General features: G+C 71.9%; 24 protein-coding genes. 19 read left to right on the top strand and 5 right to left on the bottom strand.

The window, feature by feature from the left end:
- Nucleotides 1-147: 147 nt before the first annotated feature.
- The 4 genes from AC0QU1_RS24195 (at nucleotide 148) to AC0QU1_RS24180 (ending at nucleotide 4,006) form a co-directional block, all read left to right on the top strand.
- Nucleotides 148-480, top strand: a complete 333-nt coding sequence (locus AC0QU1_RS24195) for a histone-like nucleoid-structuring protein Lsr2 (protein ID WP_483573056.1) — start codon at nucleotides 148-150, stop codon at nucleotides 478-480.
- A gap of 149 nt (nucleotides 481-629) precedes the next feature.
- On the top strand, nucleotides 630-1,790 hold the full coding sequence (locus tag AC0QU1_RS24190) for a lactonase family protein (RefSeq protein WP_483573054.1): 1,161 nt from the start codon (nucleotides 630-632) through the stop codon (nucleotides 1,788-1,790).
- Entirely contained in the window at nucleotides 1,790-3,199 is a 1,410-nt protein-coding gene (locus AC0QU1_RS24185) for a glycosyltransferase (RefSeq protein WP_483573053.1), read from the top strand. The genes AC0QU1_RS24190 and AC0QU1_RS24185 overlap by 1 nt, the downstream gene beginning before the upstream one ends.
- 66 nt (nucleotides 3,200-3,265) lie before the next feature.
- On the top strand, nucleotides 3,266-4,006 hold the full coding sequence (locus AC0QU1_RS24180) for a phosphoglyceromutase (protein ID WP_483573051.1): 741 nt from the start codon (nucleotides 3,266-3,268) through the stop codon (nucleotides 4,004-4,006).
- An 84-nt stretch (nucleotides 4,007-4,090) separates the two neighbouring features.
- Here the strand turns inward: AC0QU1_RS24180 and phoU are convergent, their stop codons facing one another.
- Nucleotides 4,091-4,753 carry a phosphate signaling complex protein PhoU gene (gene phoU, locus AC0QU1_RS24175; protein WP_483573050.1) on the bottom strand — a complete coding sequence of 221 codons (663 nt, stop codon included), beginning with the start codon at nucleotides 4,751-4,753 and terminating at the stop codon, nucleotides 4,091-4,093.
- A 273-nt stretch (nucleotides 4,754-5,026) separates the two neighbouring features.
- Here phoU and AC0QU1_RS24170 point away from each other — a divergent pair, with 273 nt between their 5' ends.
- The 7 genes from AC0QU1_RS24170 (at nucleotide 5,027) to pstB (ending at nucleotide 12,574) form a co-directional block, all read left to right on the top strand.
- The gene (locus AC0QU1_RS24170; protein WP_483573049.1) at nucleotides 5,027-6,391 is read left to right on the top strand and encodes a sensor histidine kinase; all 1,365 of its coding nucleotides are present in this window, start codon (nucleotides 5,027-5,029) and stop codon (nucleotides 6,389-6,391) included.
- Nucleotides 6,388-7,086 (top strand): response regulator, encoded by a 699-nt coding sequence (locus AC0QU1_RS24165; protein WP_483573047.1) that lies wholly within the window; start codon nucleotides 6,388-6,390, stop codon nucleotides 7,084-7,086. The genes AC0QU1_RS24170 and AC0QU1_RS24165 overlap by 4 nt, the downstream gene beginning before the upstream one ends.
- 115 nt (nucleotides 7,087-7,201) lie before the next feature.
- Nucleotides 7,202-8,347, top strand: coding sequence for a phosphate ABC transporter substrate-binding protein PstS (gene pstS / locus AC0QU1_RS24160; RefSeq protein ID WP_483573046.1), 1,146 nt, complete (start codon nucleotides 7,202-7,204; stop codon nucleotides 8,345-8,347).
- Nucleotides 8,348-8,541: 194 nt separating this feature from the next.
- Entirely contained in the window at nucleotides 8,542-9,645 is a 1,104-nt protein-coding gene (locus tag AC0QU1_RS24155) for a phosphate ABC transporter substrate-binding protein PstS (protein WP_483573044.1), read from the top strand.
- 135 nt (nucleotides 9,646-9,780) lie between these two features.
- On the top strand, nucleotides 9,781-10,797 hold the full coding sequence (pstC, locus tag AC0QU1_RS24150) for a phosphate ABC transporter permease subunit PstC (protein ID WP_483573043.1): 1,017 nt from the start codon (nucleotides 9,781-9,783) through the stop codon (nucleotides 10,795-10,797).
- Entirely contained in the window at nucleotides 10,797-11,747 is a 951-nt protein-coding gene (gene pstA, locus AC0QU1_RS24145) for a phosphate ABC transporter permease PstA (RefSeq protein WP_483573042.1), read from the top strand. Before pstC ends, pstA begins: the two co-directional genes overlap by 1 nt.
- Nucleotides 11,748-11,794: 47 nt before the next feature.
- Entirely contained in the window at nucleotides 11,795-12,574 is a 780-nt protein-coding gene (gene pstB, locus AC0QU1_RS24140) for a phosphate ABC transporter ATP-binding protein PstB (RefSeq protein ID WP_483573041.1), read from the top strand.
- A 120-nt stretch (nucleotides 12,575-12,694) separates the two neighbouring features.
- Here pstB and AC0QU1_RS24135 read toward each other — a convergent pair whose 3' ends face one another.
- Complete coding sequence (locus tag AC0QU1_RS24135) at nucleotides 12,695-13,258, bottom strand: hypothetical protein (protein WP_483573040.1); 564 nt, start codon at nucleotides 13,256-13,258, stop codon at nucleotides 12,695-12,697.
- A 303-nt stretch (nucleotides 13,259-13,561) separates the two neighbouring features.
- Here AC0QU1_RS24135 and AC0QU1_RS24130 point away from each other — a divergent pair, with 303 nt between their 5' ends.
- The 4 genes from AC0QU1_RS24130 (at nucleotide 13,562) to AC0QU1_RS24115 (ending at nucleotide 16,015) form a co-directional block, all read left to right on the top strand.
- Nucleotides 13,562-14,044, top strand: a complete 483-nt coding sequence (locus tag AC0QU1_RS24130; RefSeq protein WP_020017968.1) for a CarD family transcriptional regulator — start codon at nucleotides 13,562-13,564, stop codon at nucleotides 14,042-14,044.
- Nucleotides 14,045-14,151: 107 nt separating this feature from the next.
- The gene (gene ispD, locus AC0QU1_RS24125) at nucleotides 14,152-14,868 is read left to right on the top strand and encodes a 2-C-methyl-D-erythritol 4-phosphate cytidylyltransferase (protein ID WP_483573038.1); all 717 of its coding nucleotides are present in this window, start codon (nucleotides 14,152-14,154) and stop codon (nucleotides 14,866-14,868) included.
- Nucleotides 14,865-15,404 (top strand): 2-C-methyl-D-erythritol 2,4-cyclodiphosphate synthase, encoded by a 540-nt coding sequence (gene ispF / locus AC0QU1_RS24120; RefSeq protein WP_483573037.1) that lies wholly within the window; start codon nucleotides 14,865-14,867, stop codon nucleotides 15,402-15,404. The genes ispD and ispF overlap by 4 nt, the downstream gene beginning before the upstream one ends.
- The gene (locus AC0QU1_RS24115) at nucleotides 15,401-16,015 is read left to right on the top strand and encodes a TetR/AcrR family transcriptional regulator (protein WP_483573036.1); all 615 of its coding nucleotides are present in this window, start codon (nucleotides 15,401-15,403) and stop codon (nucleotides 16,013-16,015) included. Before ispF ends, AC0QU1_RS24115 begins: the two co-directional genes overlap by 4 nt.
- 60 nt (nucleotides 16,016-16,075) lie before the next feature.
- Here AC0QU1_RS24115 and AC0QU1_RS24110 read toward each other — a convergent pair whose 3' ends face one another.
- The gene (locus AC0QU1_RS24110) at nucleotides 16,076-17,416 is read right to left on the bottom strand and encodes a D-arabinono-1,4-lactone oxidase (RefSeq protein ID WP_483573034.1); all 1,341 of its coding nucleotides are present in this window, start codon (nucleotides 17,414-17,416) and stop codon (nucleotides 16,076-16,078) included.
- A gap of 94 nt (nucleotides 17,417-17,510) precedes the next feature.
- Here AC0QU1_RS24110 and AC0QU1_RS24105 point away from each other — a divergent pair, with 94 nt between their 5' ends.
- From AC0QU1_RS24105 to rlmB, 4 genes are all read left to right on the top strand, one after another.
- Nucleotides 17,511-18,728: an alanine racemase gene (locus tag AC0QU1_RS24105; RefSeq protein WP_483573033.1), complete on the top strand. Its 1,218-nt coding sequence runs from the start codon at nucleotides 17,511-17,513 to the stop codon at nucleotides 18,726-18,728.
- Between the two features lie 32 nt (nucleotides 18,729-18,760).
- Nucleotides 18,761-20,023: a low temperature requirement protein A gene (locus AC0QU1_RS24100; RefSeq protein WP_483573031.1), complete on the top strand. Its 1,263-nt coding sequence runs from the start codon at nucleotides 18,761-18,763 to the stop codon at nucleotides 20,021-20,023.
- 66 nt (nucleotides 20,024-20,089) lie between these two features.
- A complete protein-coding gene (gene cysS / locus AC0QU1_RS24095; RefSeq protein ID WP_483573030.1) occupies nucleotides 20,090-21,517 on the top strand; it encodes a cysteine--tRNA ligase in 1,428 nt (475 codons plus the stop codon).
- A 25-nt stretch (nucleotides 21,518-21,542) separates the two neighbouring features.
- Nucleotides 21,543-22,532, top strand: a complete 990-nt coding sequence (rlmB, locus tag AC0QU1_RS24090; RefSeq protein ID WP_483573029.1) for a 23S rRNA (guanosine(2251)-2'-O)-methyltransferase RlmB — start codon at nucleotides 21,543-21,545, stop codon at nucleotides 22,530-22,532.
- Here the strand turns inward: rlmB and AC0QU1_RS24085 are convergent.
- Both AC0QU1_RS24085 and AC0QU1_RS24080 read right to left on the bottom strand, forming a co-directional pair.
- Nucleotides 22,529-23,809 carry a DUF4032 domain-containing protein gene (locus AC0QU1_RS24085; RefSeq protein WP_483573028.1) on the bottom strand — a complete coding sequence of 427 codons (1,281 nt, stop codon included), beginning with the start codon at nucleotides 23,807-23,809 and terminating at the stop codon, nucleotides 22,529-22,531. The genes rlmB and AC0QU1_RS24085 overlap by 4 nt on opposite strands.
- Before the next feature lie 215 nt (nucleotides 23,810-24,024).
- Nucleotides 24,025-25,143: an ABC transporter ATP-binding protein gene (locus tag AC0QU1_RS24080; protein WP_483573027.1), complete on the bottom strand. Its 1,119-nt coding sequence runs from the start codon at nucleotides 25,141-25,143 to the stop codon at nucleotides 24,025-24,027.
- Nucleotides 25,144-25,251 lie beyond the last annotated feature (108 nt).

Here is a 25,251-nt window from a genome sequence, read left to right as displayed (position 1 = left end):
CCTTCGCAGATCAAATCCGCGAACTTCACCGCAGGGGGTGAAGTTTTCGTGAGTGGTGGCACATGCCCATTATTGACATGTCAATATTGAGTGCGGCATGCTCGCGAACTAACCCCGGAATTTGTGGCGCGGAAGGGAAGTACCCGTATGGTTCAGAAGGTTCAGCTCGTTCTTGAAGACGACATCGATGGCGGTGCCGCCAACGAGACCGTGAACTTCGGCCTCGACGGCGTCTCCTACGAGATCGACCTCAATGCCGAGCACGCGGCTCAGCTGCGTGACGCACTTGCCTCGTGGGTCGGCCACGCGCGCAAGGTGAAGTCGCCTGCCGCACGTACCGCCACCACCACGCGCCGGTCCCGTTCCGGCAGCGACACCGCCGCGGTCCGGGAATGGGCCAAGGCCAACGGCTACACGGTCAGCGACCGCGGCCGCATCGCGGCAGAGGTCCAGGACGCCTACGCGAAGGCCAACGCCTGACCTCGCCGCGGTCAGCAGATCGCGGCCGCGCCGGCGGTGCCGACCGCGACGATCACGACGTATGGTGCGCCCCGGCGCCCCGGACAGGGGCAGCCGGGGCGTCGTGCGTTCCGGCCGGAGCACCGGCCGGACGTCACTAGGCTGTTCGCATGACTACCCCCGCCGCCGCCCTGTGGATCGGTACCTATCCGACGTCGGGCGAGGGGCCGGGCACCGGTGAAGGCATCTGGCGCGTCGGCATCGGCCCCGACGGCAGGTTCACGGGCCGCGAGCTCGTCACGCGGGTCGCGTCGCCGTCGTTCCTCGCGCTGGACCCCTCCGGGCGCACGCTCCTCGCGGTGACCGAGACCGAGCCGGGCGCCGTCACGTCCTTCCGCGTGTCCGACGCCGGGTCGCTCGCGTCCGTCGGGACCGTCGCCTCGGGCGGTTCGAGCCCGTGCCACGTGGTCACCACCGGCACGGCGGCCTGGGTCGCGAACTACGGCGACGGCGTGGCCGCCGTGGTGCCGCTGGCCGGCGACGGCACGCTCGGCGCGCCGCGCACGTTCGGGCACACGGGGTCGGGCCCGGTCGTCGACCGGCAGGAGGGTTCGCACGCGCACTTCGCGCACGTGTGGGGGGACCGGGTGCTGGTGGCCGACCTCGGCACCGACGAGCTGCGCACCTACCCGCTCGACGGCGGCGGTACGGCGGACGCGCCGGAGTCGGAGGCGTCCGGCGGCCACGTGGCCGCCGTCCTGCCGCCCGGCACGGGCCCGCGCCACCTGGTCGAGCTGCCCGACGGCACGGTCCTCGTGGTCGGCGAGCTCGACTGCCGCCTGCACGTCCTGGTCCCGTCGGGGCCGGGCCGGCTGGACCACGTCGGCTCGGTGGCGATCACCGGCCGCACCATGCCCGACGGCGCCGCCGGGTACCCCTCGCACCTCACCGTCTCGGGCGACCTCGTGCACGTGGGGGTGCGCGGCCCCGACGTCCTGGCGGTGCTCCGGGTGCGCGCCGCCTCCGGCGAGGCGTCGTCGCCCCGTCCCGGGGCTGCGCAGGGGCCTCAGGACATCGGGCACCTGACGATCGAGAATGTCGGCGACGTCGACCTCGGCGCGGGCGCCTGGCCGCGCCACCACGCGGTCCTGGGCGAGATCGCGGGGCAGACGGGGCAGGGCGAGGCTGCGGGCCAGGGCGGCGAGCTCGTCGTCGTGGCCGCGCAGGACGCCGGCGAGCTGCTCGCCGTCCGGCTCGACCCCGCGACGGGCGCCGGCGAGATCATCGACCGACTGGAGCTGCCCGCGCCGGCCTGCGTCGTGGCGGCCTGATGCGCGACAGCCTGCCGCCCGACCTCGGCGAGCCCGACGCGCGCCGTCCGCTCCGGATCGCGATGGTCTCCGTGCACACCTCGCCGCTGGAGCAGCCCGGCGCGGGCGACGCCGGCGGCATGAACGTGTACGTGCTGGAGCTGTCCAGGGCACTGGCCCGGCGGGGCGCGCAGGTGGAGATCTACACCCGGGCGACGTCGTCGGCCCAGCCCAAGGTGACCGACGCCGAGCCGGGCGTGCGCGTGATCCACGTGCCCGCCGGGCCGTACGAGGGGCTGGACAAGAACGACCTGCCGGGCCAGCTCTGCGCGTTCGCGGCGGGCGTGCTGCGCGCCGAGGCGCACCGCCCGGAGGGCTGGTACGACGTGCTGCACACGCACTACTGGCTGTCGGGCCAGGTGGGCTGGATCGCGGCGGAGCGCTGGGACGTGCCGCTGGTGCACACCATGCACACCATGGCGCGCGTGAAGAACGCCGCCCTCGCCCCGGGGGACGTGCCGGAGCCGCAGGGCCGGGTCATCGGCGAGGAGCAGGTGGTCGCGGAGGCCGACGCGCTGGTCGCGAGCACGGACCAGGAGGCGGCCGACCTGGTGCGCGACTACCACGCCGACCCCGACCTGGTGCGCGTGGTGCAGCCCGGCGTCGACCTCGAGGTGTTCACCCCGCTGCCGCTCGGGGACTCCGCGAGGTTCCGCGGGGGAGCGGGGACCTCGCCGGGTGAGGCCGTGGAGCGGGATCCGACCGAACGGGACCGGCAGGCCGCGGAGCCGGACCCGGCCGAACACGAACGGCAGGTGGCCGAGCTGCGCGAACGCCTCGCGCTCCCGGTGGACCGGAAGATCGTGCTGTTCGCCGGGCGGGTGCAGCTCCTCAAGGGGCCGGACGTGCTGGTGCGGGCGCTGGGGGAGCCGGTGTGGCAGCAGGACGGCGGGCAGCCGCCGCTGCTCGTCGTGCTCGGCGGCGCCTCGGGGCGGCCGACCGCCGTCCGCGAGCTCGAGGCGCTCGCCCACCAGGAGGGTGTGGCCGCCCACGTGCGCGTGCGGCCCCCCGTGCCGCAGCGGACGCTGGTGAGCTACTTCCGGGCGGTCGACCTGGTGGCCGTTCCGTCGCACAGCGAGTCGTTCGGCCTGGTCGCGGCCGAGGCCCAGGCCTCGGGCACCCCGGTGGTCGCCGCGGCGGTGGGTGGGCTGCGCACGGTCGTCGAGGACGGCGTCTCCGGCGTGCTCGTGCCGGACCACGAGCCGGAGAGCTGGGCCCTGATCCTCAAGAACCTCCTGGACGACGACGAGTGCCGCGCCCGCCTCGCCGCCGGCGCCAGGGAGTCGGCGGCCCGGTTCGCCTGGGACCGCGCGGCCGACGAGATGCTGGACGTCTACGAGCGCGCGCGGAAGCGCCACGCCGGGACGTAGGGCAGCGGCTGCCCGCCCGCCGGACCGCCGTCGGCCCGTGCCGGAAAGTGCGGCAGGATGGGAACCATGACCTACACCCTCGTGCTGCTCCGCCACGGCGAGAGCGAGTGGAACGCGAAGAACCTGTTCACCGGCTGGGTGGATGTTGCCCTCTCCGAGAAGGGCATCGAGGAGGCCAGGCGCGGTGGCGAGCTCCTCAAGGAGGCCGGCGTCGAGCCGGAGATCGTGCACACGTCGCTGCTGCGCCGCGCGATCATGACGGCGAACCTCGCGCTCGACGTCGCCGACCGGCACTGGATCCCGGTCAAGCGGAGCTGGCGCCTCAACGAGCGCCACTACGGCGCGCTGCAGGGCAAGGACAAGAAGCAGACGCTCGCGGAGTTCGGCGAGGAGCAGTTCATGCTCTGGCGCCGCTCGTACGACGTGCCGCCGCCGGAGATCGAGTTGGGCTCCGAGTTCAGCCAGGACGCCGACCCGCGCTATGCCGACGCCCCCGTCGTCCGCACGGAGGCCCTCAAGCTCGTGCTGGAGCGCGCGCTGCCGTACTGGGAGAGCGAGATCGTCCCTGACCTCAAGGCGGGCAAGACCGTCCTGGTCGCCGCGCACGGCAACTCGCTGCGCGCCCTCGTCAAGCACCTCGACGGCATCTCCGACGAGGCCATCGCGGGGCTCAACATCCCGACGGGCATCCCGCTGGTCTACGAGCTGGACGAGGAGACCCTGGCGCCGGTGCAGCCGGGCGGCACGTACCTCGACCCCGAGGCCGCCAAGGACGCCATCGCCGCCGTGGCGAACCAGGGCCGCTGACCCACCCACAAACGTGTCAGGCGCTCAGGTCACCGCGGTGACCTGAGCGCCTGACAGGCGGGTGCGGCGCTCCGCGCGGCGGTGTTACCGCGCGGTGGACGTCTCGTCGCCGAAGTCGCCGGTGACCAGGAACGTGACGCGGCGCGCGACCGACACGCCGTGGTCGCCGAACCGCTCGTAGTAGCGGCCGACGAGGGTCACGTCGACGGCCTCCTGGACGGTGCCCTGCCACTCGGGCGCCAGGAGCTTGTTGAACGTCTCCTGGTGCAGCTCGTCGAGCAGGTCGTCGTCGCGCTCGATGGCCTCCGCCACCTCGAGGTCGCGGGTCGCCAGCAGCTTGGTGGTGCGCTGGGCCACGCGCACGGCGGCCTCGTTCATCTTCTCGAAGGTGTCCCGCGCCTCCGGCACGATCGCCTGCGCGGGGTAGCGGCCCCGCGCGACCTGGGCGACGTGGCGGGCGAGGTCGCCCATCCGCTCCAGGGAGGAGCTCATCCGCAGCGCGCTCACCACGATCCGCAGGTCGGTGGCGACCGGGGCCTGCTGCGCCAGGATGTGCACGCACCGCTCGTCGAGCGAGTCCTCGATGGCGTCGATGGTCTTGTCGGAGGCGATCACCTCCTGGGCGAGCTGGAGGTCGGCCTCCAGCAGCGCCGTACCGGCACGGGTGATGGCGGACTCGACGAGCCTGCTCATCTCGGTCAGGTCGTCTCCGACCTGCTGGAGCTCGGCCTCGAAGATCTGTCGCATCGGATTCCTCTCGCACTCGGGGCGCACGGACGCCTCACGTCCGCTGTCACGCCGCCGTCCGGCAGGGAGGACCGACGCGCGGCCGGGCCGCCCGCCCGGACACGTCCGGGATCGGCGCACGGCACAGCTACCGCCCGCACCCGCCAAGGCTCGACGTCGCGATGTACTGGGAGGTTAACGCTCTTCCTCCCCGACATGAACAGTAGACGACACGATCGCTCGACGGCCCGCTGGCGTCGATCAGCGGTTGAAACGTCGACCTACCCTGGAGATGTGGACGGAATCATCTCCGGGGTACCGGTGCTGGCCGCCGGGATCTTTGGTGTGATCGTCGGCGTGGTCGCCACCGTGGCGTTCCGCGTCTCCGAGCGGCAGCAGCATGCCGTCCCCCGGGCCGAACCCGACGAGCTCGACGGCGGGCTCGTCCGCGTGCTCTCCGTGCTGCGCTCCGCCGCCGTGGTGCTGGACGGCGAGGACGAGGTGATCCGTGCCTCCCCGCCGGCCTACGCGCTGGGTGTGGTGCGCAACGATGCGCTCGTGCACCCTGCGATCACCGACCTGGTGGCGCTGGTGCGGCGCGACGGCGTGATCCGCGAGCAGGAGCTGGAGCTGCCCCGCGGCCCGGTGGGCCAGGGCACCGTGCTGCTGCAGGTGCGTGTCGCGCCCCTGGGCCTGGAACGCGTGCTGGTGCTGGCCGAGGACCGGACGGAGGCGCGCCGCGTCGAGGCGATCCGCCGCGACTTCGTCGTCAACGTGTCCCACGAGCTCAAGACGCCGGTGGGCGCGCTCGCGCTGCTCGCGGAGACCGTCGCCGACGCGGCGGACGACCCGGTCGCCGTCCGCCGGTTCACCGAGCGCATGCAGCGCGAGGCGGTCCGGCTGTCCGCGCTGGTGCAGGAGATCATCGAGCTGTCGCGCCTGCAGGGTGCCGGCGCGGTGCCGAAGCTGACCCCGGTCCCGATCCGCGAGGTCGTGGAGGAGGCCGTGGACCGGGCGCGGACCACGGCCCAGGCCAAGAACATCGCGATCACGATGGGCGGCGACCTGGACACCGAGGTCTACGGTGACCACAACCTCCTGGTCACAGCGGTCCGCAACCTGGTGGACAACGCCGTCGCCTACTCGGGGCCCGCCAGCCGCGTGGGCGTCGGGGTGAACGAGCGGGCCGGCCTCGTCGAGATCGCGGTCGTCGACCAGGGCGTCGGGATCGCCGAGGACGCGCAGGACCGCGTCTTCGAGCGGTTCTACCGGGTGGATCCCGCGCGGTCGCGCGACACTGGGGGTACCGGGCTGGGGCTGAGCATCGTCAAGCACGTGGCGGCCGACCACGGCGGCGACGTCACGATGTGGTCCGAGCCCGGGAGGGGTTCGACGTTCACGCTGCGGATCCCGTCGGCGGACCGTCCGGACGGGAACCGGCCCGGCCGGGTCACACCGCCGCCGCTGGTGGGCGTGGTGCGCGAGGGTTCGGAACAGCGCGACGGTTCAGAGCAGGGCGATGCGAAGGACCGGGGTGACCCGTCCGACGTCCCGCAGGGGGACGCCGGACGGCAGGATGAGCACAGCCCGCAGGGCGAGCAGGGGCAGCAGAAGGCCACGAACAGCGGGGCCACGAAGAACGAGGAGGTAGGTGCGTGACGCGCATCCTGGTGGTCGAGGACGAGGAGTCGTACCGGGACCCGCTGACGTACCAGCTCACCCGTGAGGGGTTCGAGGTGGTCGAGGCCGCCGACGGCAACTCGGCGCTCGCCGCGTACGACGCGGAAGGGGCCGACCTGGTGCTGCTCGACCTGATGCTGCCCGGGCTGTCGGGCACCGAGGTGTGCCGGGAGCTGCGGGCCCGCGGCGACGTGCCGGTCATCATGCTGACCGCGAAGGACTCCGAGATCGACAAGGTGGTGGGCCTGGAGCTCGGCGCCGACGACTACGTCACCAAGCCCTACTCGTACCGCGAGCTGCTCGCCCGGGTCCGGGCGGTGCTGCGCCGCCGGCAGCCCGCCGACGCGGCGGAGCACGACGAGGACGGCGTGCTGGAGGTGGGGCCGGTCCGGATGGACGTGGAGCGGCACACGGTAGCCGTCGGCGGGGACAGCGTGGCCCTGCCGCTCAAGGAGTTCGACCTGCTCGAGCTGCTGATGCGGAACGCGGGCCGGGTGCTGACCCGCGGCCAGCTCATCGACCGGGTCTGGGGCGCCGACTACGTGGGCGACACCAAGACCCTCGACGTCCACGTGAAGCGCATCCGCTCGAAGATCGAGCCCGACCCGGGCTCGCCCAAGTACCTCCTGACCGTGCGCGGCCTGGGCTACAAGCTGGCCGACGACGAGGGGTGACCCGCGGCGGGACGCCGGGAAGTGTTGCAACTCACGGCCTTCTCGCCATTCTGGTCACCTTCCGTTCACCTGATGTTTGCTCACGGGACCGTGCCCCTGAGTAGTTTCGCGGACCGTGAGCACCACCCGATACACCCGTCTCCTCGCCGGCGCCACCGCGGGCGCCCTCGTGCTGCCGTTCGCGGGCTGCGCCGCCGTCGGGCTGCCCGGCTTCGGCTCGGGCGACGAACCGAGCGCCGATCCGGAGCCCACCATCGTCGGTGAGTTCCGCGGGGCCGGGGCCACGTCACAGGAGTCGGCGATGGAGGCGTGGATCAGCGGGTTCCAGGAGCAGCACCCGGGCGCGGCGATCAGCTACAACGCCGTCGGCTCCGGCGACGGCCGCGAGGCCTTCCTTGCGGGCGAGACGGCGTTCGGCGCCTCCGACGTCGCGCTCAGCGACGAGGAGATGGCGGCCTCCGGCCCGGCCTGCGACGGCGGCAACGCCATCGACCTGCCGGTGTACATCAGCCCGATCGCCGTGGCGTTCAACGTCGAGGGCGTCGACCAGCTCAACCTGTCCTCCGACCTGATCGCGCGGATCTTCACGGGCCAGATCACCCAGTGGAACGACCCGGCGATCGTCGCGGAGAACCCCGAGGCAAGACTGCCCGCGCTGGGCATCACGCCGGTGCACCGCTCCGACGACTCCGGCACGACGGAGAACTTCACCGACTACCTGCACGCGACGGCGCCCCAGGCGTGGCCGTACGAGCCGGACGGCCTCTGGCCGATGCAGGGGGGCTTCGCGGCGGACGGCACGAGCGGCGTGACCGACACGGTCCGCTCGACGCCGGGCGGCATCACCTACGCCGACGCCTCGCGCACCTCCGACCTGGGCCGCGTCTCCATCAAGGTGGGCGAGGAGTACGTGCCCTACAGCGCGGACGCCGCTGCCGCCGTCGTCGACGTCTCGCCGCGGATCGAGAACCGCTACGAGCACGACCTGGCGTTCGTCCTCGACCGGAAGATCGACAAGCCCTTCGCCTACCCGATGGTGCTCGTCTCCTACCTGGTCGTGTGCTCGCGGTACGAGGACAAGGCGAAGGGCAACTTCGTCAAGGAGTTCGTCGAGTACGTCGCATCCCCCGAGGGGCAGCAGCGCGCTGCCGGGGCGGCCGGCAGCGCGATGATCTCGCCTGACGTGCAAGCCTGGATCAGCAACGCCGCCGAGGCCATTTACCTGACCCAGGACCGTCCGGAAGACCAGGCGGGCGGATAACCGATGTGGCGCTGCGACGGGTGAAGAGAGCAAGGGCATGCCATGGTGAAAGTGCTGGGCATCACTTGCTCCGTGATGGCTTGTTCACCGTCCGTTAACCCGGACCTGGTGATGAGGTCACTCCACCTGCCTAGCGTCCCGACTGACGTTGCGGCACTCGCCGCGCGTACGACTTGAACAGGATGGAACTACACGTGAAGATCAGCCGATTCCCCCGCGTTGGCTCCGCTGTCATGGTGGGCGCGCTCGCGCTGAGCCTCGCAGCCTGCGGCACCGACCCCGGTACGGGCGAACCGACCGGCGAGGGCTCCGAGTCCGCGATGGACCTGTCCGGCGAGCTCAGCGGTGGCGGTGCGTCGTCGCAGGAGTCCGCCATGGAGGCCTGGCGCGCCGGCTTCCAGAGCCAGTACCCCGACGTCACCGTCAACTACGACCCGACCGGCTCCGGCACGGGCCGCGAGAACTTCATCTCGGGCGCGTTCCCGTTCATCGGTTCTGACTCCGCGCTCGACGAGGAGGAGCTGCCCGCCGCCGAGGAGCAGTGCGGCAGCGACGTCATCGAGTACCCGGGCTACATCAGCCCGGTCGCCGTGGCCTTCAACCTCGAGGGCATCGACACGATCAACATGTCCCCCGAGACCATCGCTTCGGTCTTCAAGGGCGACATCACGAACTGGAACGACGAGGCGATCGCCGCCGACAACGAGGGCGTCGAGCTGCCCGACCTGGACATCACGGTCGTGCACCGGTCCGACCCGTCGGGCACCACGGAGAACTTCGTGGAGTACATGAATACCGTGGCCCCGGACATCTGGGACTTCGAGGTCGAGGACGTCTGGCCGGTCGAGGGCCAGGAGTCGGCTCAGGGCACCTCCGGTGTGGTCAGCACCGTCACCGCCGGTGAGGGCACGATCGGCTACGCCGACGCGTCGCAGATCGGCGAGCTGGGCACGGTGGCCGTCGGTGTCGGCGACGAGTTCGTCGAGTACAGCCCCGAGGCTGCCGCCGCGGTCGTGTCGGAGTCGCCGCGCGTCGAGGGCACCGCCGACACGGTGTGGGCCTACGACCTGGCCCGCGACATCCCGGGTACCTACCCGATCGTGCTGGTCTCGTACCACATCGCCTGCGCGACCTACGAGGACCAGACGACCGCTGACCTGGTCAAGGGCCTGTACAGCTACATCCTGAGCGACGAGGGCCAGGCGCAGGGCACCGAGGCCGCGGGTTCCGCCCCGGTGCCGAAGGAGCTCCGCGACGAGTTCCTGACCGCTGTCGAGACGATCTCGGCGGCCGGCTGAGTCAGGCCTAGAGTCTGAGCACGCGCCGATGCCGGTGGTCGCTCGGGTCGCCCGACCGGGCGGGCCGAGCGACCACCGGCGCGGTTGTGAGTGAAGGAAGATGTGACACGTGACCACGAGCAGCGAGGACCTCGCGTGACGACGACCGACAGCCCGAAACCCCCGGCACAGCCCGGAGGGTCCGCTACCCGGGCACCCGCACGCCGCCGGCGGCGTGGCACCACCGAGCGCGGCTTCAGCAGGGTCTTCCGGTGGATCGCCACCGGTGCGGGGGCCCTGATCCTGGCCGTCCTGGCCGCCGTCGCCGTGTTCCTGTTCCTCCGCGCCTGGCCCGCCATCGTCGCGCCGACGGACGAGCTGTCCGCGGCGGTCGGGCGGATCCCGGACGGGGTCTCGCTCGTGGAGTTCACGGGCCCCCTCATCTTCGGCACGCTGCTCGCGGCGCTGCTCGCACTGGCGCTGGCGATGCCCGTCGCGATGGGCATCGGCCTGTTCATCTCGCACTACGCACCCCCGCGCCTGGCCCAGTTCCTCGGCTACCTGGTGGACCTGCTCGCGGCCATCCCGTCGGTCGTGTACGGCCTGTGGGGCTTCCTGATCCTGGCGCCGGTGCTCAGGCCGATCTGGTTCTGGCTGGGTGACAACCTGGGCTGGTTCCCGCTGTTCTCCGGCGACGTCTCGGCCACCGGCAAGGTCCTGGCCACGGTCTCGGTGGTGCTTGCGGTCATGATCCTGCCCATCATCACCGCCGTGTCGCGGGAGGTCTTCCTGCAGACGCCGAAGCTGCACGAGGAGGCAGCGCTCGCGCTGGGCGCCACCCGCTGGGAGATGGTCCGGACCGCCGTCCTGCCGTTCGGCCGGTCCGGCGTGATCTCGGCCGCGATGCTCGGCCTGGGCCGCGCGCTCGGCGAGACGATGGCGGTGCTGATGATCATCAGCCCCGGATTCCTCATCTACTCGCTGGAGATCCTGACCGCCGCGCAGCACAACACGATCGCGGCGTACATCGCGCTCGACTTCGCCGAGGCGAGCGGCCTGGCGGTCAATGCGCTGATCGCCACCGGCCTCGCGCTGTTCCTGATCACCATGGCCGTGAACATGGCCGCCCGCGCCATCGTGGCGCGCCGCAAGGAATTCTCGGGGGCCAACTGATGAGTGTCACCACGACCGACGCGACCGAGCGCACTCGCGCCCTCCTGACCGCGGCCGAGCCCCGGCGCAAGGCGATGGACCGGTTCATGACGGTCCTGATCTGGGCTGCGTTCGTCCTGGCGATGATCCCGCTGGTCTCGCTGCTGTGGACCGTGCTGTTCAGCGGAGGCGGGCGCCTCAGCCTGGAGTTCCTGAACACCTCGATGCGCGGCATCTTCGGTGGGGACCCGTCCGGCGGCATCTACCACGCCATCATGGGCACGCTCATCATCACCGGCTGGGCCACGCTGATCTCGGTCCCTATCGGCCTGCTCACCGCGATCTACCTGGTCGAGTACGGGCGCGGTGCCCTCGCGCGGGCGGTGACCTTCTTCGTGGACGTCATGACGGGTATCCCGTCCATCGTCGCCGGCCTGTTCATCGTCGCGTTCATGACCGTCTTCCTCGACCCCGGTACGCGCCTGGGGATCATGGGGTCCATGGCGCTCTCGGTGCTGATGATCCCGGTGGTCGTGCGGTCCTGCGAGGAGATGCTCAAGCTCGTCCCGAACGAGCTGCGCGAGGCGTCCTACGCCCTGGGCGTGCCGAAGTGGCTCACCATCATCAAGGTGGTGCTGCGCACGGCGGTGGCCGGCATCACGACGGGCGTCCTGCTCGCCATCGCGCGCGTGATCGGTGAGACCGCACCGCTGCTGGTCGCCGTCGGCGTGACCGACTCGATCAACTTCAACGCGTTCGACGGCCGGATGATGACCCTGCCCGTCTTCACCTACCGTCAGTACAGCCAGGGCCTGGCCACGTGCCGCGAGGGCCAGAGCCTGCTCGAGTGTGTCCCGGACATCTCGTACCAGAACGCCTGGGGTGCTGCGCTCATCCTGATCGTCATTGTCATGCTCCTCAACATCGTGGGCCGCCTCGTCAACCGGTGGTTCGCCCCCAAGCTGCGCTGACGCGCAGAACCCGCTCAGCCGCAGCTCACACATAAGGAAGTAACCCGATGGCACAGCGCATCGACGTGAAGGACCTGAACATCTACTACGGCAGCTTCCTCGCTGTCGAAGGTGTGTCCATGACGATCGATCCCAAGTCCGTGACGGCCTTCATCGGCCCGTCTGGGTGCGGCAAGACCACGTTCCTGCGCACCCTCAACCGGATGCACGAGGTGACCCCCGGCGGGCACGTCGAGGGCTCGGTGGAGATCGAGGGCGTGGACCTCTACGGCGACGACGTCGACCCGGTGGCCGTGCGCCGCACGGTCGGCATGGTGTTCCAGCGTCCCAACCCGTTCCCCACGATGTCCATCAGGGACAACGTGCTGGCGGGTGTGAAGCTCAACAACCGCAAGATGTCGAAGTCCGACCAGGACGACCTGGTCGAGCGCTCGCTGCGCGGCGCGAACCTCTGGAACGAGGTCAAGGACCGGCTGGAGAAGCCCGGCTCCGGCCTCTCCGGCGGCCAGCAGCAGCGTCTGTGCATCGCCCGGACCATCGCGGTCAAGCCGCAGGTGATCCTCATGGACGAGCCGTGCTCGGCCCTGGACCCGATCTCCACCCTCGCGATCGAGGACCTGATCCAGGAGCTCAAGAAGGACTTCACGATCGTCATCGTCACGCACAACATGCAGCAGGCGGCGCGCGTGAGCGACAGGACGGCGTTCTTCAACATCGCGGGCACCGGCAAGCCGGGCCGCCTCATCGAGATGAACGACACGGCGACGATCTTCTCCTCGCCGACCGAGAAGGCGACCGAGGACTACGTCTCGGGCCGCTTCGGGTGACGTTCGGCTGACGACGTACGAAGCCGGTGGGTCCGGCGTGGTCTCCCACGCCGGACCCACCGGCTTCGTCGTGCCTACGGGGTGTCTACGCGGCCCTGCGGGGCGTCTACGGAGCCGCGGTCACTCCGTCGGCGACACCGACGGGGAGGCGGACGGCGACGCCGACACGGACGGCGACACCGACGGCGCCGCGGCAGCCGGCAGGTAGTCCGCGTACTCCGGCAGCGTGCCGTCGAGGACCGGGAGCTGGAACTCCCTGGCGTCGCTGCCGACGCTCAGCGTCGCGTCGAGGTAGTTGCCGGGTGCCGCGTCCACGGCGTCGAGCTGGACGGCCTCGCCGGTCTCCGTGCCCAGGTACACGGTGGCGCCGGCGGGAACCTCGACGGTCACGGGGGAGGCGCCAGGGGCCTCCAGCGTGAACGACGCGTCCTCCGTGGTCTCGTTCGCCAGCGCCCCGAGGAGGTTGCCCGCCTCGCCCTCCGCGGCCGACACGACCAGCAGGTTGATGCCCCGCAGGTCCCGGTTCTCCTCGCCCAGCACGGAGACGCCCACGCCGTCGGACGGGTCGTAGTTCAGCGTCGTGGTGGTGGGGGAGCAGGCCGCCAGGAGGAGGGCCCCCGTGGCGGAGACCGCCGCGAGGGCGATGGTGCGGGCGCCTCGGACGGCGGTGGCGCGACGGGACACGGTGAACTCCCTGAGGTTCGTCTGGTTCGGGCGGGGCGGATCCCCGCCACATCCTAGTGGTCCCGCGGGTGTGCCCGCGCATCGCGACCCGGGACGAACTGCCCGGTCAGGGCGTGGCAACGGTCACGGCTCCGGAACGATCCGATCGAGGGTGCGGTGCCGTCGATCGCACCGCCTCGCGCTGTCTGCGGCGCTTTGACCTGCGAAAACGCTCCGTCGAACCGCGCTCGGCGAAGGCCAAGGGTGCAAGTTCCGCAGATCACGCCGTGGTAACCTGGTTTCAGGGAAAGGGGACATCTGCAGATGACGTTCACAGTAGGCGAGACGGTTGTCTACCCGCACCACGGCGCGGCGCTGATCGAAGAGATCAAGACCCGCAAGATTCGCGGCGAAGAGAAGATGTACCTCAAGCTCAAGGTCGCTCAGGGCGACCTCACCATCGAGGTCCCGGCGGAGAACGTCGACCTCGTGGGTGTGCGTGACGTCGTCGGCCAGGAGGGCCTCGACCGCGTGTTCGAGGTCCTGCGTGCGCCGTACACCGAAGAGCCCACCAACTGGTCGCGCCGGTACAAGGCGAACCTGGAGAAGCTCGCGTCCGGCGATGTGATCAAGGTGGCCGAGGTCGTCCGCGACCTGTCCCGCCGGGACGCCGACCGGGGCCTTTCCGCAGGTGAGAAGCGCATGCTCGCCAAGGCACGGCAGATTCTCGTGTCCGAGCTGGCGCTGGCGGAGCACACGGAGGAAGAGAAGGCCGAAGCGATCCTCGACGAGGTTCTCGCTTCCTGACCCACCCACAGGATCCCTGGCACCCCTGACGGCACCGTCAGGACCCGGTGCTCGCGCCCCACGGGATCCTTCGCTTCGATCACGATCCTGTGGGGACCTGCGACGAGATGACGACCCTTGCAATCCTGACGGCCGCCGGCTCGGGATCCCGACTGGGGCGGGACTTGCCCAAGGCTCTGGTGGAGCTGGACGGCTTTCCGCTCGTCCTGCACGCCGCCCGGCGCCTTTCGGCGTCGGGCGTGGTGGACTCACTCGTCGTGACGGCGCCCGACGGCCTCGTCGGCGTCATGACCGACCTGCTGGCCGACGACCCGCGCGTCCAGCTCTCCGTCCAGGTGACCGGCGGCGGCCCCACCCGGCAGGCGTCCGTCGGCGCGGGCCTGGCGCTTGCCCGGCCCGCTGACGACGTGGTGCTCGTGCACGATGCCGCGCGCCCCCTCGTCCCACCGGAGCTCGTCCGGCGGGTCGTCGAGGCGGTCCGCAGCGGCCACGGCGCCGTCGTGCCGGGGCTGCCGGTGACCGACACCGTAAAGCAGGTGTGCCCGGACGGCGACGTCGAGCTCGTCACCGGCACACCCGACCGGTCGATGCTGCGGGCCGTGCAGACCCCCCAGGGCTTCGCGCGCGACCTGCTGGTGCGCGCGCACCACAGCGGCGCCGCACGCGCCGTCGCGGAGCACCTGGCGGCGACCGACGACGCGGGCCTGGTCGAGGCCATCGGCGAGCCGGTGCACATCGTCGCGGGGGACGCCGCCGCCTTCAAGATCACCACCGAACGCGACCTGTGGCTCGCGTCTCTCGTGCTGCAGGAGACCAACGCATGACCGAGCCGTCGAGCACCGACCCGCCGGGCCCGGCCGTCTATCCTCTGCCGCGGACCGGCATCGGCGTCGACGTGCACGCGTTCGCGCCGGACGGCTCGGACCGGGAGCTGTGGCTCGGGGGCCTGCACTGGCCGGGGGAACGCGGCCTGGCCGGCCACTCCGACGCCGACGTCGCGGCGCACGCGGCGGCGGACGCGCTGTTCTCGGCGTCCGGCCTTGGCGACCTCGGATCGCACTTCGGGACGGGCCGTCCCGAGTGGGCAGGAGCGTCCGGGACCACGCTGCTCGCGGAGGCCGCGAGGCGCGTCCGGGCTGCGGGGTACATGATCGGTAACGTGGCAGTCCAGGTGATCGGAAACCATCCGCGAGTCGGCACACGGCGCGACGAGGCACAGGCGGCGCTGTCCGCCGCGGCCGGCGCGCCCGTCTCCCTGACCGCGACCACCACCGACGCGCTCGGCCTGACCGGCCGCGGCGAGGGGATAGCCGCCATCGCCACAGCGCTGGTGGTGCCGGACGGCGGGAGCAGGGCATGAACAACAAGCGCAAGCCGCTCGACGAGCGCAGGGCGGAGATCGTCGAGGCGGGCCTGAACGTGGCGCTGCGCGAGGGCGTCGAGTCGGTGACCGTGCGCCGCGTGGCGCAGGAGGCCGGGATCTCGCTGGGCACCGTGCACTACTGCTTCGACGACAAGGACTCGATGCTGCGCGCCATGGGCCGCAGCATCGCGATGCGCGCGTCGGAGCAGGTGCTGGCGGCGCTGGATGCGGGGCCGGACCGGACGGCGCTGGCGAAGGCCACCGTCGACGCGCTGCTGGTGGGCCTCAAGCAGAACCAGCACATGCGGCTGCTGACCTTCGAGTTCGCGGTCTCCGGCGCGCGGACGCCCGTGCTGCGCGAGGTGGCGCAGGCGCACCTCAAGCAGAGCATCGCGATGACGCGGGAGTACCTGCAGCGGCTGGCCGAGGTGGCCGGCGTCACGTTCCGGATCGACCTGGGGGCGCTGGCGCGGACGACGGCGCTGCGCATCGACGGCATCGAGCTCGCGTGGATGGTGGACCAGGACGACGAGGCCGCCCACGCCGGGTTCGCCGACCTGGCGCACGACGTGTTCGCACTGATGGAGCCCGTGCCGGTGCAGTCCTGACGGAGCCGGTGCCGGCTCGGCCGTGCCGGAGCCGCCGCCCGTCACGGAGCCGGTGCCGGCTCAGCCGAACACGCGCTCCGTGTAGGGGTTGGCGAACACACCCTCCGGGTCGGCCGCCTGGCGCGCCCGGCGGAAGTCCGGGTAGCGCCGGTACTGGCCGGCCAGGTAGTCGGCGTCGCGCGTGTGCATCTTGCCCCAGTGCGGGCGTCCGCCCACGGCCCCGAAGATCTGCTCGGCGGCGTCGAAGTAGCGCGCGTGCGGCAGGCGCCAGTACTGCTGCACGGCGACGTACGCGGTGTCGCGCCCGTACGCGGTGGAGAGCCAGACGTCGTCGGCGGGGGCGAAGCGGATCTCCATCGGGAACGGGACGTTCTCCCCGGTGGCGCGCAGCCAGCGGTCGATCTCCTTGAGCACGTCGACCACGACGGCGCGTGGCACCGCGTACTCCGTCTCGCGGAACCGCACGCGGCGCCTGGTGCAGAACACCTCGTACGACGGCGCGCGGTACGACCGGGGGCGCAGGGCCCGCGCGGCGAAGGCGTTGAGCGACGGCGTCGCGGAGGGCAGCAGGGTGGCCGTCCGGTTGACCAGCTCGAGCCCGGTGTTCGACAGCACCTCCTCGTCGACGAAGGTGCGCGCGGCGCCCGCGGCCCGGCGCAGCCGCTGCCCCACGCCGGTAGGCCCGCCGACGTCGGCGCTCGACTCGATCCGGGTGTTGCTGAGGGTCTGGACGTGGCGCGCGGTGGGGAACCAGAAGAACTCGAAGTGGTCGGTCCCGTCGACGAGGTGGTCGAGCTCCTCGAACACCCGGTCCAGCGGCCGGACGTCCTCGACCGCGTGCAGGTCGAAGGCCGGGACCGCCTCGATGGTGACGGTGCTCAGCACGCCGGTGGCGCCGAGGCCGAGGCGGGAGGCCTCGAACAGGTCGTGGTTCTCGGTGGGCGTGGCGCGCGTGACCTCGCCGTCGGGCCCGACGACGGTCAGGGCGCGCACGCGGGTGGCGAGGCCGCCGAACCGGGCGCCCGTGCCGTGCGTGCCCGTCGAGACGGCGCCGGCGACCGACTGCTGGTCGATGTCGCCGAGGTTCTGCATGGCGAGCCCGCGCTCGGCCAGGATCCGGTTGAGCTGGTGCAGCCGCATGCCGGCGCCCACCGTGACCAGGGCGTGGCCCGTGTCGGGGTCGCGCTCGACGCGGTGCAGGGCGCTGAGGCGGTCCAGGTTGAGCTGCACGCCCTCGGTGGCGGCGGCCGGCGCGAACGAGTGGCCGGCGCCCACCGCGCGGACCGTGTGCCCCTCCTTGACGGCGCGGCGCACGGCGTCGCACAGCTCGTCCTCCGAGGTCGGCTGCTCCTGCCGGGCGGGCGTCGCGGTCACGGTACGTGCCCAGTTCGTCCAGATCACCGGAGCACTATCCCATGCGCCCACGCCACGAACTAGGGTCCGGTTCGCCCGGCGGCCCCTGCCATACGCCGGGTCCTGGCGGTAGCGTTCGGACATGACCTCCGCAGCAGACACCGCCGCGCGGCTGTCCGCCGCCACGTCCGGCTTGCCGGCGCCCGTCGCCGTCGTGGACCTGGACGTGTTCGACACGAACGCGCTCGACCTCCTCAAGCGGGCCGACGGCGTGCCGGTCCGCGTCGCGTCGAAGTCGGTGCGCGTGCGCTCGCTGGTCGAGCGGGCGCTCGGGCACGGCTTCACGGGCGTCATGGCGTACTCGCTGCGCGAGGCGTTGTGGCTGGTCGAACAGGGTGTGCACGACGTGCTGGTCGGCTATCCGACGGTCGACAGGGAGGCGCTGGCCACTCTCGTGGCCGACCCCGCCGCCCGCACCGAGATCACGCTGATGGTCGACTCCGTGGCACACCTCGGCCTCATCGCAGACGCCGAGGACCTGGTCGGCGGGGCGGCGGGCACGGCGAGCGGCGACCCGGTCAAGGTCTGCCTCGACGTGGACTGCTCGCTGCGTGTCGGCGTCGGGTCGCTGACCGCGCACCTCGGGGTGCGCCGCTCGCCCCTGCGCGCGCCCGGCGACGTCGCCGCCCTGGCGACGGTGGCCCAGGCCAAGGGCCTGGCGGTGCGCGGCCTCATGTTCTACGAGGCCCAGGTGGCCGGCCTGCCCGACACGAGCCCGGCCGTCCGGCTGGTCAAGCGCCTCACGATGCGGGAGGTGAACGAGCGCCGGGTGCGGATCCTCGCGGCGGTGCGCGACGCCGTCGGCCAGGAGGTGGAGCTCGTCAACGCGGGCGGCACCGGGTCGATCGAGGTGAGCGGCAGCGCGCCAGGGGTCACCGAGGTGACGTCCGGCTCCGGCCTGTACGCGCCCGGCCTGTTCGACGGCTACCGCTCGTTCCAGGCGCGTCCGGCCGCGTTCTTCGGCCTGGACGTCGTGCGCGAGCCGGCCCCCGGCTGGGTGACGGCGTTCGCCGGCGGGTACGCGGCGTCGGGCCAGGCGGGGCCGGCGCGGCTGCCGCGCCTGTTCACGCCCGGCTACACGCTGAGCGGCCCGGAGGGCGCCGGGGAGGTCCAGACGCCGCTGCGCGCCACCCGCGGGTCCGCACCCGACGGCGGCCTGCGCACCGGGGACCGGGTCTGGCTCCGGCACGCCAAGGCGGGGGAGATGATGGAGCGGTTCGACCAGGTGCACCTCGTCCGGGGCGCCGAGGTCGTCGAGACGGTGCCCACCTACCGGGGTGAGGGCAAGAACTTCGGGTAGGCGACACGCGGGCCATCGGGTAGAACAAGGCCATGCCCACGATGCCAGCGATGCACCACCGCCACCGGCCGATGACCGGCAGGGACCCTCACGAGCCGTCGCGCACGGCGACCCCGCTGGAGCTCCTGTTCGACCTGGCGTTCGTCGTCGGGTTCGGCGTGGCCGCGGAGCAGGGCGCCCACCTGGTGGCCGACGGCCACGTCGGCGCGGGCGTCGTCGGGTTCGCGTTCTCAATGTTCGCCATCTGCTGGGCGTGGATCAACTTCACGTGGTTCGCCTCGGCCTTCGACACCGACGACTGGTTCTACCGCGTCACCACGATGGTCCAGATGATCGGCGTGGTGGTGCTGGCGCTCGGCCTGCCGGAGATGTTCGAGTCCCTCGTCGAGGGCGACCGCGTGCACAACGAGGTCATGGTGGCCGGGTACGTCGTGATGCGGCTGGCCATGCTCGTGCAGTGGCTGCGTGCCGCCAGGCAGGCGCCCGAGTACCGGGCGACCTGCATGGGGTACGTGCGCACGCTCGTCCTCACGCAGATCGGGTGGATCGTCCTCGCGGTCGCGCCCGTGAGCGTGCCGGTGTTCTTCGTGGGCGGTGTGCTGCTGGGCGTGGCGGAGATGGCCGGCCCGTACCGGTCCGAGCGGCTGCGCGCCGACGAGCCCGGCCGGCGGAGCACCCCGTGGCACCCGCACCACATCGCAGAGCGGTACGGGCTGCTCGCCATCATCACGCTCGGTGAGGGCGTGATCGGCACTGTCGCGACGCTGTCCGCCGTCACGCAGGAGTCCGGCTGGACGCTCGACGCCGCCCTCGTGGCGCTCGCCGGCACCGGCCTCACGTTCGGGCTGTGGTGGACCTACTACCTCACCCCCGACGCGGAGATGCTGCACCGGCACCGCGAACGGTCCTGGGTCTGGGGGTACGGGAACGTCGTGGTCTTCGCGGGCCTGGCGGGCGTCGGGGCTGGCCTGCACGTGGCGGCCTACTACCTGGCGGGGGATGCCCACATCGGCGCTGTCGGGACGGTGCTGGCCGTCGCCGTGCCGGTGCTCGTGGCCGTGCTGGCCGACTACACCCTGTTCTGGGTGCTGACCCGGTCGTTCGACCGGCTGCACATGCTCCTGGTCGCCGGGACCGTCGCCGTCCTCGTCGCGGCGGTCGCCACGGCGGCCGCCGGGTTCCACATGTCCTGGTCGCTGCTCCTGGTCATGCTCGCCCCCGTGGTGACGGTCGTCGGCTACGAGGTGCGCGGGCACGAGCACGTGGCGCGCCTGCTCGCCGACGAGGCCGCCTGATCCCGGCGGTCGTTGCCGGCGCCGTCGAGCAGGAAAAGGGCGTGTGGACGCCGGTACCCTTGACAGGTGACTCTTCGCCTGTATGACACCGCCACGCGCGAGGTGCGCGACTTCACCCCCATCACCCCGGGCGAGGTCGGCATCTACCTGTGTGGCGCCACGGTGCAGGCACCTCCGCACGTCGGCCACCTGCGCCCGGCGGTCGCGTTCGACGTGCTCCGCCGCTGGCTCACCCGGCGCGGCCTGAAGGTCACCCTGATCCGGAACGTCACCGACATCGACGACAAGGTGCTGGCCAAGTCGGCCGCCGCCGGCCGCGAGTGGTGGGCGCACGCCGCGCTGTACGAGCGGGTGTTCACCCAGGCGTACGACGCGCTCGGCATCATCCCGCCCACCTACGAGCCGCGCGCCACGGGCAGCGTGCCCGAGATGGTCGCGCTCATGGAGCGGCTGGTCGAGAAGGGCCACGCCTACAGCACGGGCGAGGGCAACGTGTGGTTCGACGTCCACTCCTGGCCCGCCTACGGCGAGCTGACCCGGCAGAAGGTCGAGGACCTCAGCCCGGAGGAGGGCACGGAGGCTGCGGGCTCGGCGGCGAGCCAGGCCAAGCGGAACCCGCACGACTTCGCGCTGTGGAAGGCCGCGAAGCCCGGCGAGCCGGAGACGGCGTCGTGGGACACGCCCTACGGCCGGGGCCGCCCCGGCTGGCACCTGGAGTGCTCTGCGATGGCCCGGCGCTACCTGGGCGAGACGTTCGACATCCACGGCGGCGGCCTCGACCTGCGGTTCCCGCACCACGAGAACGAGCAGGCGCAGTCGCGGGCGGCGGGCTACGGGTTCGCGCAGCGCTGGATGCACGTCGCGTGGGTCACGCAGTCCGGCGTGAAGATGTCGAAGTCGCTGGGCAACGGCCTGCTGGTCAGCGAGCTGCTGACCCGGGCGCCCGCGCCGGTCGTGCGCTACGCATTGGCCGCCGTGCAGTACCGGTCGATGCTGGAGTGGGGCCCCGACACCCTCGACGAGGCGCGCACCACGTGGGAGCGCCTGTCCGGCTTCGTCACACGCGCGGCGGAGCGGGTAGGGGAGGTCCCGGCCGAGGAGGTGGCCAAGGCCGAGCTTCCCGAGGCCTTCGCCGTCGCGATGGACGACGACCTGAACGTGCCGCAGGCGCTCGCCGTCGTGCACGAGCACCTGCGGGCCGGCAACACGGCCCTCGCGTCCGGGAGCGACGCGGCGGTGCGCGACGAGCTGGTGGCGGTGCGGGCGATGCTCGACGTGCTGGGCCTGGACCCGGCGGACCCGCAGTGGTCGACGTCGTCCGACGACCGGTATGCGACGGCGCTGGACGCGCTCGTCGCGGCGGAGCTCGCAGCCCGCGCGGAGGCGCGCGCCGCGAAGGACTGGGCCACCTCTGACGCGATCCGGGACCGCCTCGCGGCCGCCGGCATCGAGGTCCAGGACTCCGCCGACGGCGCCCGCTGGGTGCTCTCCTGACTTTCCCTGAGAGACGAGACACACGATGGCAGGCAACTCGAAGCGCGCCGGTGCGGTGCGCAAGGCCGGCTCCAAGAAGGGCCCCCAGGTCGGCACCGGCGGGCACAGCCGCAAGGCGCTGCGCGGCAAGGGACCGACCCCCAAGGCCGAGGACCGGGTCTACCACCCGGCGCACCAGCGCAAGGTGGCCGCCGAGCGGAAGGCGGCGGCCGGCGGGCGCCGTCCTGGCAGCCCGGGCGGGCGCGGCGCCGGCCGGAAGGGCGCGGGCGCGACCGAGGTGGTCGCCGGCCGCAACTCCGTGCTGGAGGCCCTGCGGGCCGAGATGCCCGTCGAGGGCATCTACCTGGCCGCACGTCTGGAGTCGGACGACCGCACCCAGGAGATCCTGGAGATCGCGCACGCGCGCAGCCACCCCTTGTTCGAGGCGTCCCGCCTCGACCTGGACCGGATCACCGACGGCGCGGTGCACCAGGGCGTCGCCATGAAGGTGCCGCCCTACGACTACAAGGACGCCGACGACCTGCTCGACGCCGCGGCCGAGGCAGGGGAGCCGCCGCTGATCGTGGCGCTCGACAACATCACGGACCCGCGCAACCTCGGCGCGGTGCTGCGGTCCGGCGGGGCGTTCGGCGCGCACGGCGTGCTGGTGCCGGAGCGGCGCGCGGCGGGCGTGACGGCGTCGGCCTGGAAGGTGTCGGCGGGGGCGGCGGCGCGCGTGCCCGTGGCGCGCGCGACCAACCTGGCCCGCGAGCTCGCCGAGCTGAAGAAGGCGGGCTGCTTCGTGGTGGGCCTCGACGCGGGCGGCGACATGTCGGTGGGCGAGCTCGCGTACGCGACCGACCCGCTCGTGCTGGTCGTGGGCTCGGAGGGCAAGGGCCTGTCCCGCCTGGTGCGCGACGCGTGCGACGCGATCGTGTCGATCCCGATCGCGGCTACGACGGAGTCCCTGAACGCCGCGGTGGCCGCGGGAATCACGCTGTACGAGGTGGCGAAGCAGCGCTCGGCCGCGAGCTAAGCCTCGGACGCGGGCTCGGCCTCGGGCTCCAGCTCGGCCGCCTCGCCGGGGGCGAGACCGAGCACGGCGTCCTCGTCGGGGCGGTGCCGCAGCACGTTCTCCACGTAGGACTCGGCGGCCTCGGGCAGCGGGATGTCCCGCTGCGCCTGCTGCGAGATGAACCAGCGGTGGTCGAGGATCTCGTGGAAGAGCTGCGCCGGCTCCAGCTTGCGGCGCAGCTCGCGCGGCACGGCGTCGATCGTGGGGCGGAAGACCTGGCGGACCCAGGCGTGCGCCACGATCTGCTCCTGATCGTTCTGCCGGTCGGTCGCCGCGCGGTAGCCGTCGAGGTCGTTGAGCAGGCGGCGCGCCTGGTTCTCCTGGACGTCCAGCCCCGTGAGGCGCAGCAGCCGGCGCGAGTGGTGCCCGGCGTCGACCACCTTGGGCTGGATGCGCACCTTGGTGCCGTCGATGTCCGTGGTGATCTCGAGCTCGCCCACGTCGAAGCCGAGGTCGTTGAGCCGTTCGATGCGGGCGGCGACGCGCCAGCGGTCCCCGGAGTCGAACGCCTCCGAGACGGTGAGGGCGGCCCAGAGCTCCTGGTAGCGCTCCACGAGGGCGTCGCCGATGGCCAGCTCGTCGACGTCCTCGTCGAGCAGCTCGCCCGCGGCGAGGTCCATGAGCTCGCCGATGATGTTGGTGCGCGCCAGGTCGACGTCGTAGTTGCGCTGGCCGTCGGTGAGCTGGCGGTGCATGTCGCCGGTCTCGGCGTCGACCAGGTAGGCGGCGAACGTCTCGGCGTCGCGCCGGAACAGGGTGTTCGACAGCGAGACGTCGCCCCAGTAGAAGCCGACGAGGTGCAGGCGCACCAGGAGCACCGCGAGGGCGTCGATCAGGCGCGTCGCCGTGTCCGGCCGCAGGTCCTGGCTGAACAGCGCGCGGTAGGGCAGGGAGAACGGCAGGTGCTCGGTGATGAGCACGGCCTCGAGCCGTTCGCCGTCGGGCGCCCTGCGGCCCGTGATGACGCCGACGGGGACCACGGAGGGCACCTCGATGCGGTGGAGCTGGCGGAGCAGCTCGTACTCGCGGTAGGCGACGCTCTCGCCGATCTCCTTGATCGCGATCACGCGGCCGCCGTGGTTGACGAAGCGGACCACGTGCCGCGAGATGCCCTGGGGCAGGGCGGCCAGGACGGCCTCGGGCCAGTCGGCCAGCGGCACGTCCCACGGGAGGTCCAGCAGCGCTGGGTCGGGTGCGACCGCGGTGATCTGGAGGTTCTGCTGAGGCATGGGGACCATTCTGCGCTGGGCCGGCCGCTCGTGCGCTGGGCCGGCTGCTCGGCCGGGCAGGCGGGTTCCGCCGGGCGGAGTCGTGAAAGGCCTGCGGGGTGTGCTGCTCGGAGCAGACATCGTCTACGCCGGGCAGCACACCCCGAGGAGGTCACCGTTCCCCGGCGAGCCGGGGGAGCGGGCCCTGGCGCTGGTGGCGGCCGGGCCCGCCGTCACGCCTCGGCTCAGCCGAGGCGCTCACCCGTGGTCGCGGAGAACACGTGCGAGTGGCCGGCCTGGATGGCGACCGAGATGACGTCGCCCTTGTCCGGCACGGTGCGCGGGTCGATGCGCACGATGACCTGGTTGGTGTCGCCGGCGGACAGGTCGACGTCGGCGGCGTCGCCCTTGAGCGAGCCGTAGACGAACGCGTCCGAGCCGAGCTCCTCGACGAGGTTGACCTCGACCTCGAACGAGCCGGCGGTGCCGGTGGGGACGACGTCGAGCGCCTCGGGACGGAAGCCCAGGGTGACCTTGCCGCCGTCGGCCTCGCTGATGCTGCTCGCGATGGACCGGTCGAGCGGGACCTCCGCCGAGCCGACCTTGACGTGGCCCTCCTTGACGTCGAACGTGCCGATGTTCATGGCGGGGGAGCCGATGAAGCCGGCGACGAACACGTTGTTCGGGCGGTCGTACATCTCGCGCGGGGTGCCGACCTGCTGCAGGATGCCAGCGTTGAGGACCGCGATGCGGTCACCCATCGTGAGGGCCTCGGTCTGGTCGTGGGTCACGTAGACCGTGGTGACGCCCAGGCGGCGCTGCAGCGACGCGATCTGCGTACGGGTCTGGACGCGGAGCTTGGCGTCGAGGTTCGACAGCGGCTCGTCCATGAGGAACACCTGGGGCTGGCGTACGATGGCGCGGCCCATGGCGACACGCTGGCGCTGACCACCCGAGAGGGCCTTCGGCTTGCGGTCGAGGTACTCGGTCAGGTCGAGAATCTTCGCGGCCTCCTCGACCCGCTGGCGGATCTCCGCCTTCGGGGTGCCCGCGATCTTCAGGGCGAAGCCCATGTTGTCCGCCACCGACATGTGCGGGTAGAGCGCGTAGTTCTGGAAGACCATCGCGATGTCGCGGTCCTTGGGCTGCACGTCGGTGACGTCGCGGTCGCCGATGAAGATGTGCCCACCGTTGACGTCCTCGAGACCCGCGAGCATGCGCAGGGACGTGGACTTACCGCAGCCGGACGGGCCGACGAGGACGAGGAACTCGCCGTCCTCGATCTCCAGGTTGAGCTGGTCGACGGCCGGGCGCTCCGTGCCCGGGTAGATGCGCGTCGCGTGGTCGAAAGTGACCGTAGCCATGAGAAAACATCCCTCCACCGGCAGGTACGTGCCGGACGATCCGTTGTGGTCGGGTGCCGTTGCTTCCACTCGCGTGTCGGCGGTGACACTGTTGCAGCGCGATCGTAC

The organism is Promicromonospora noduliphila, from assembly GCF_056951025.1.
The sequence above is the reverse complement of the archived record's forward strand: the minus strand, read 5'-3'. Positions and strand labels throughout refer to the sequence as shown.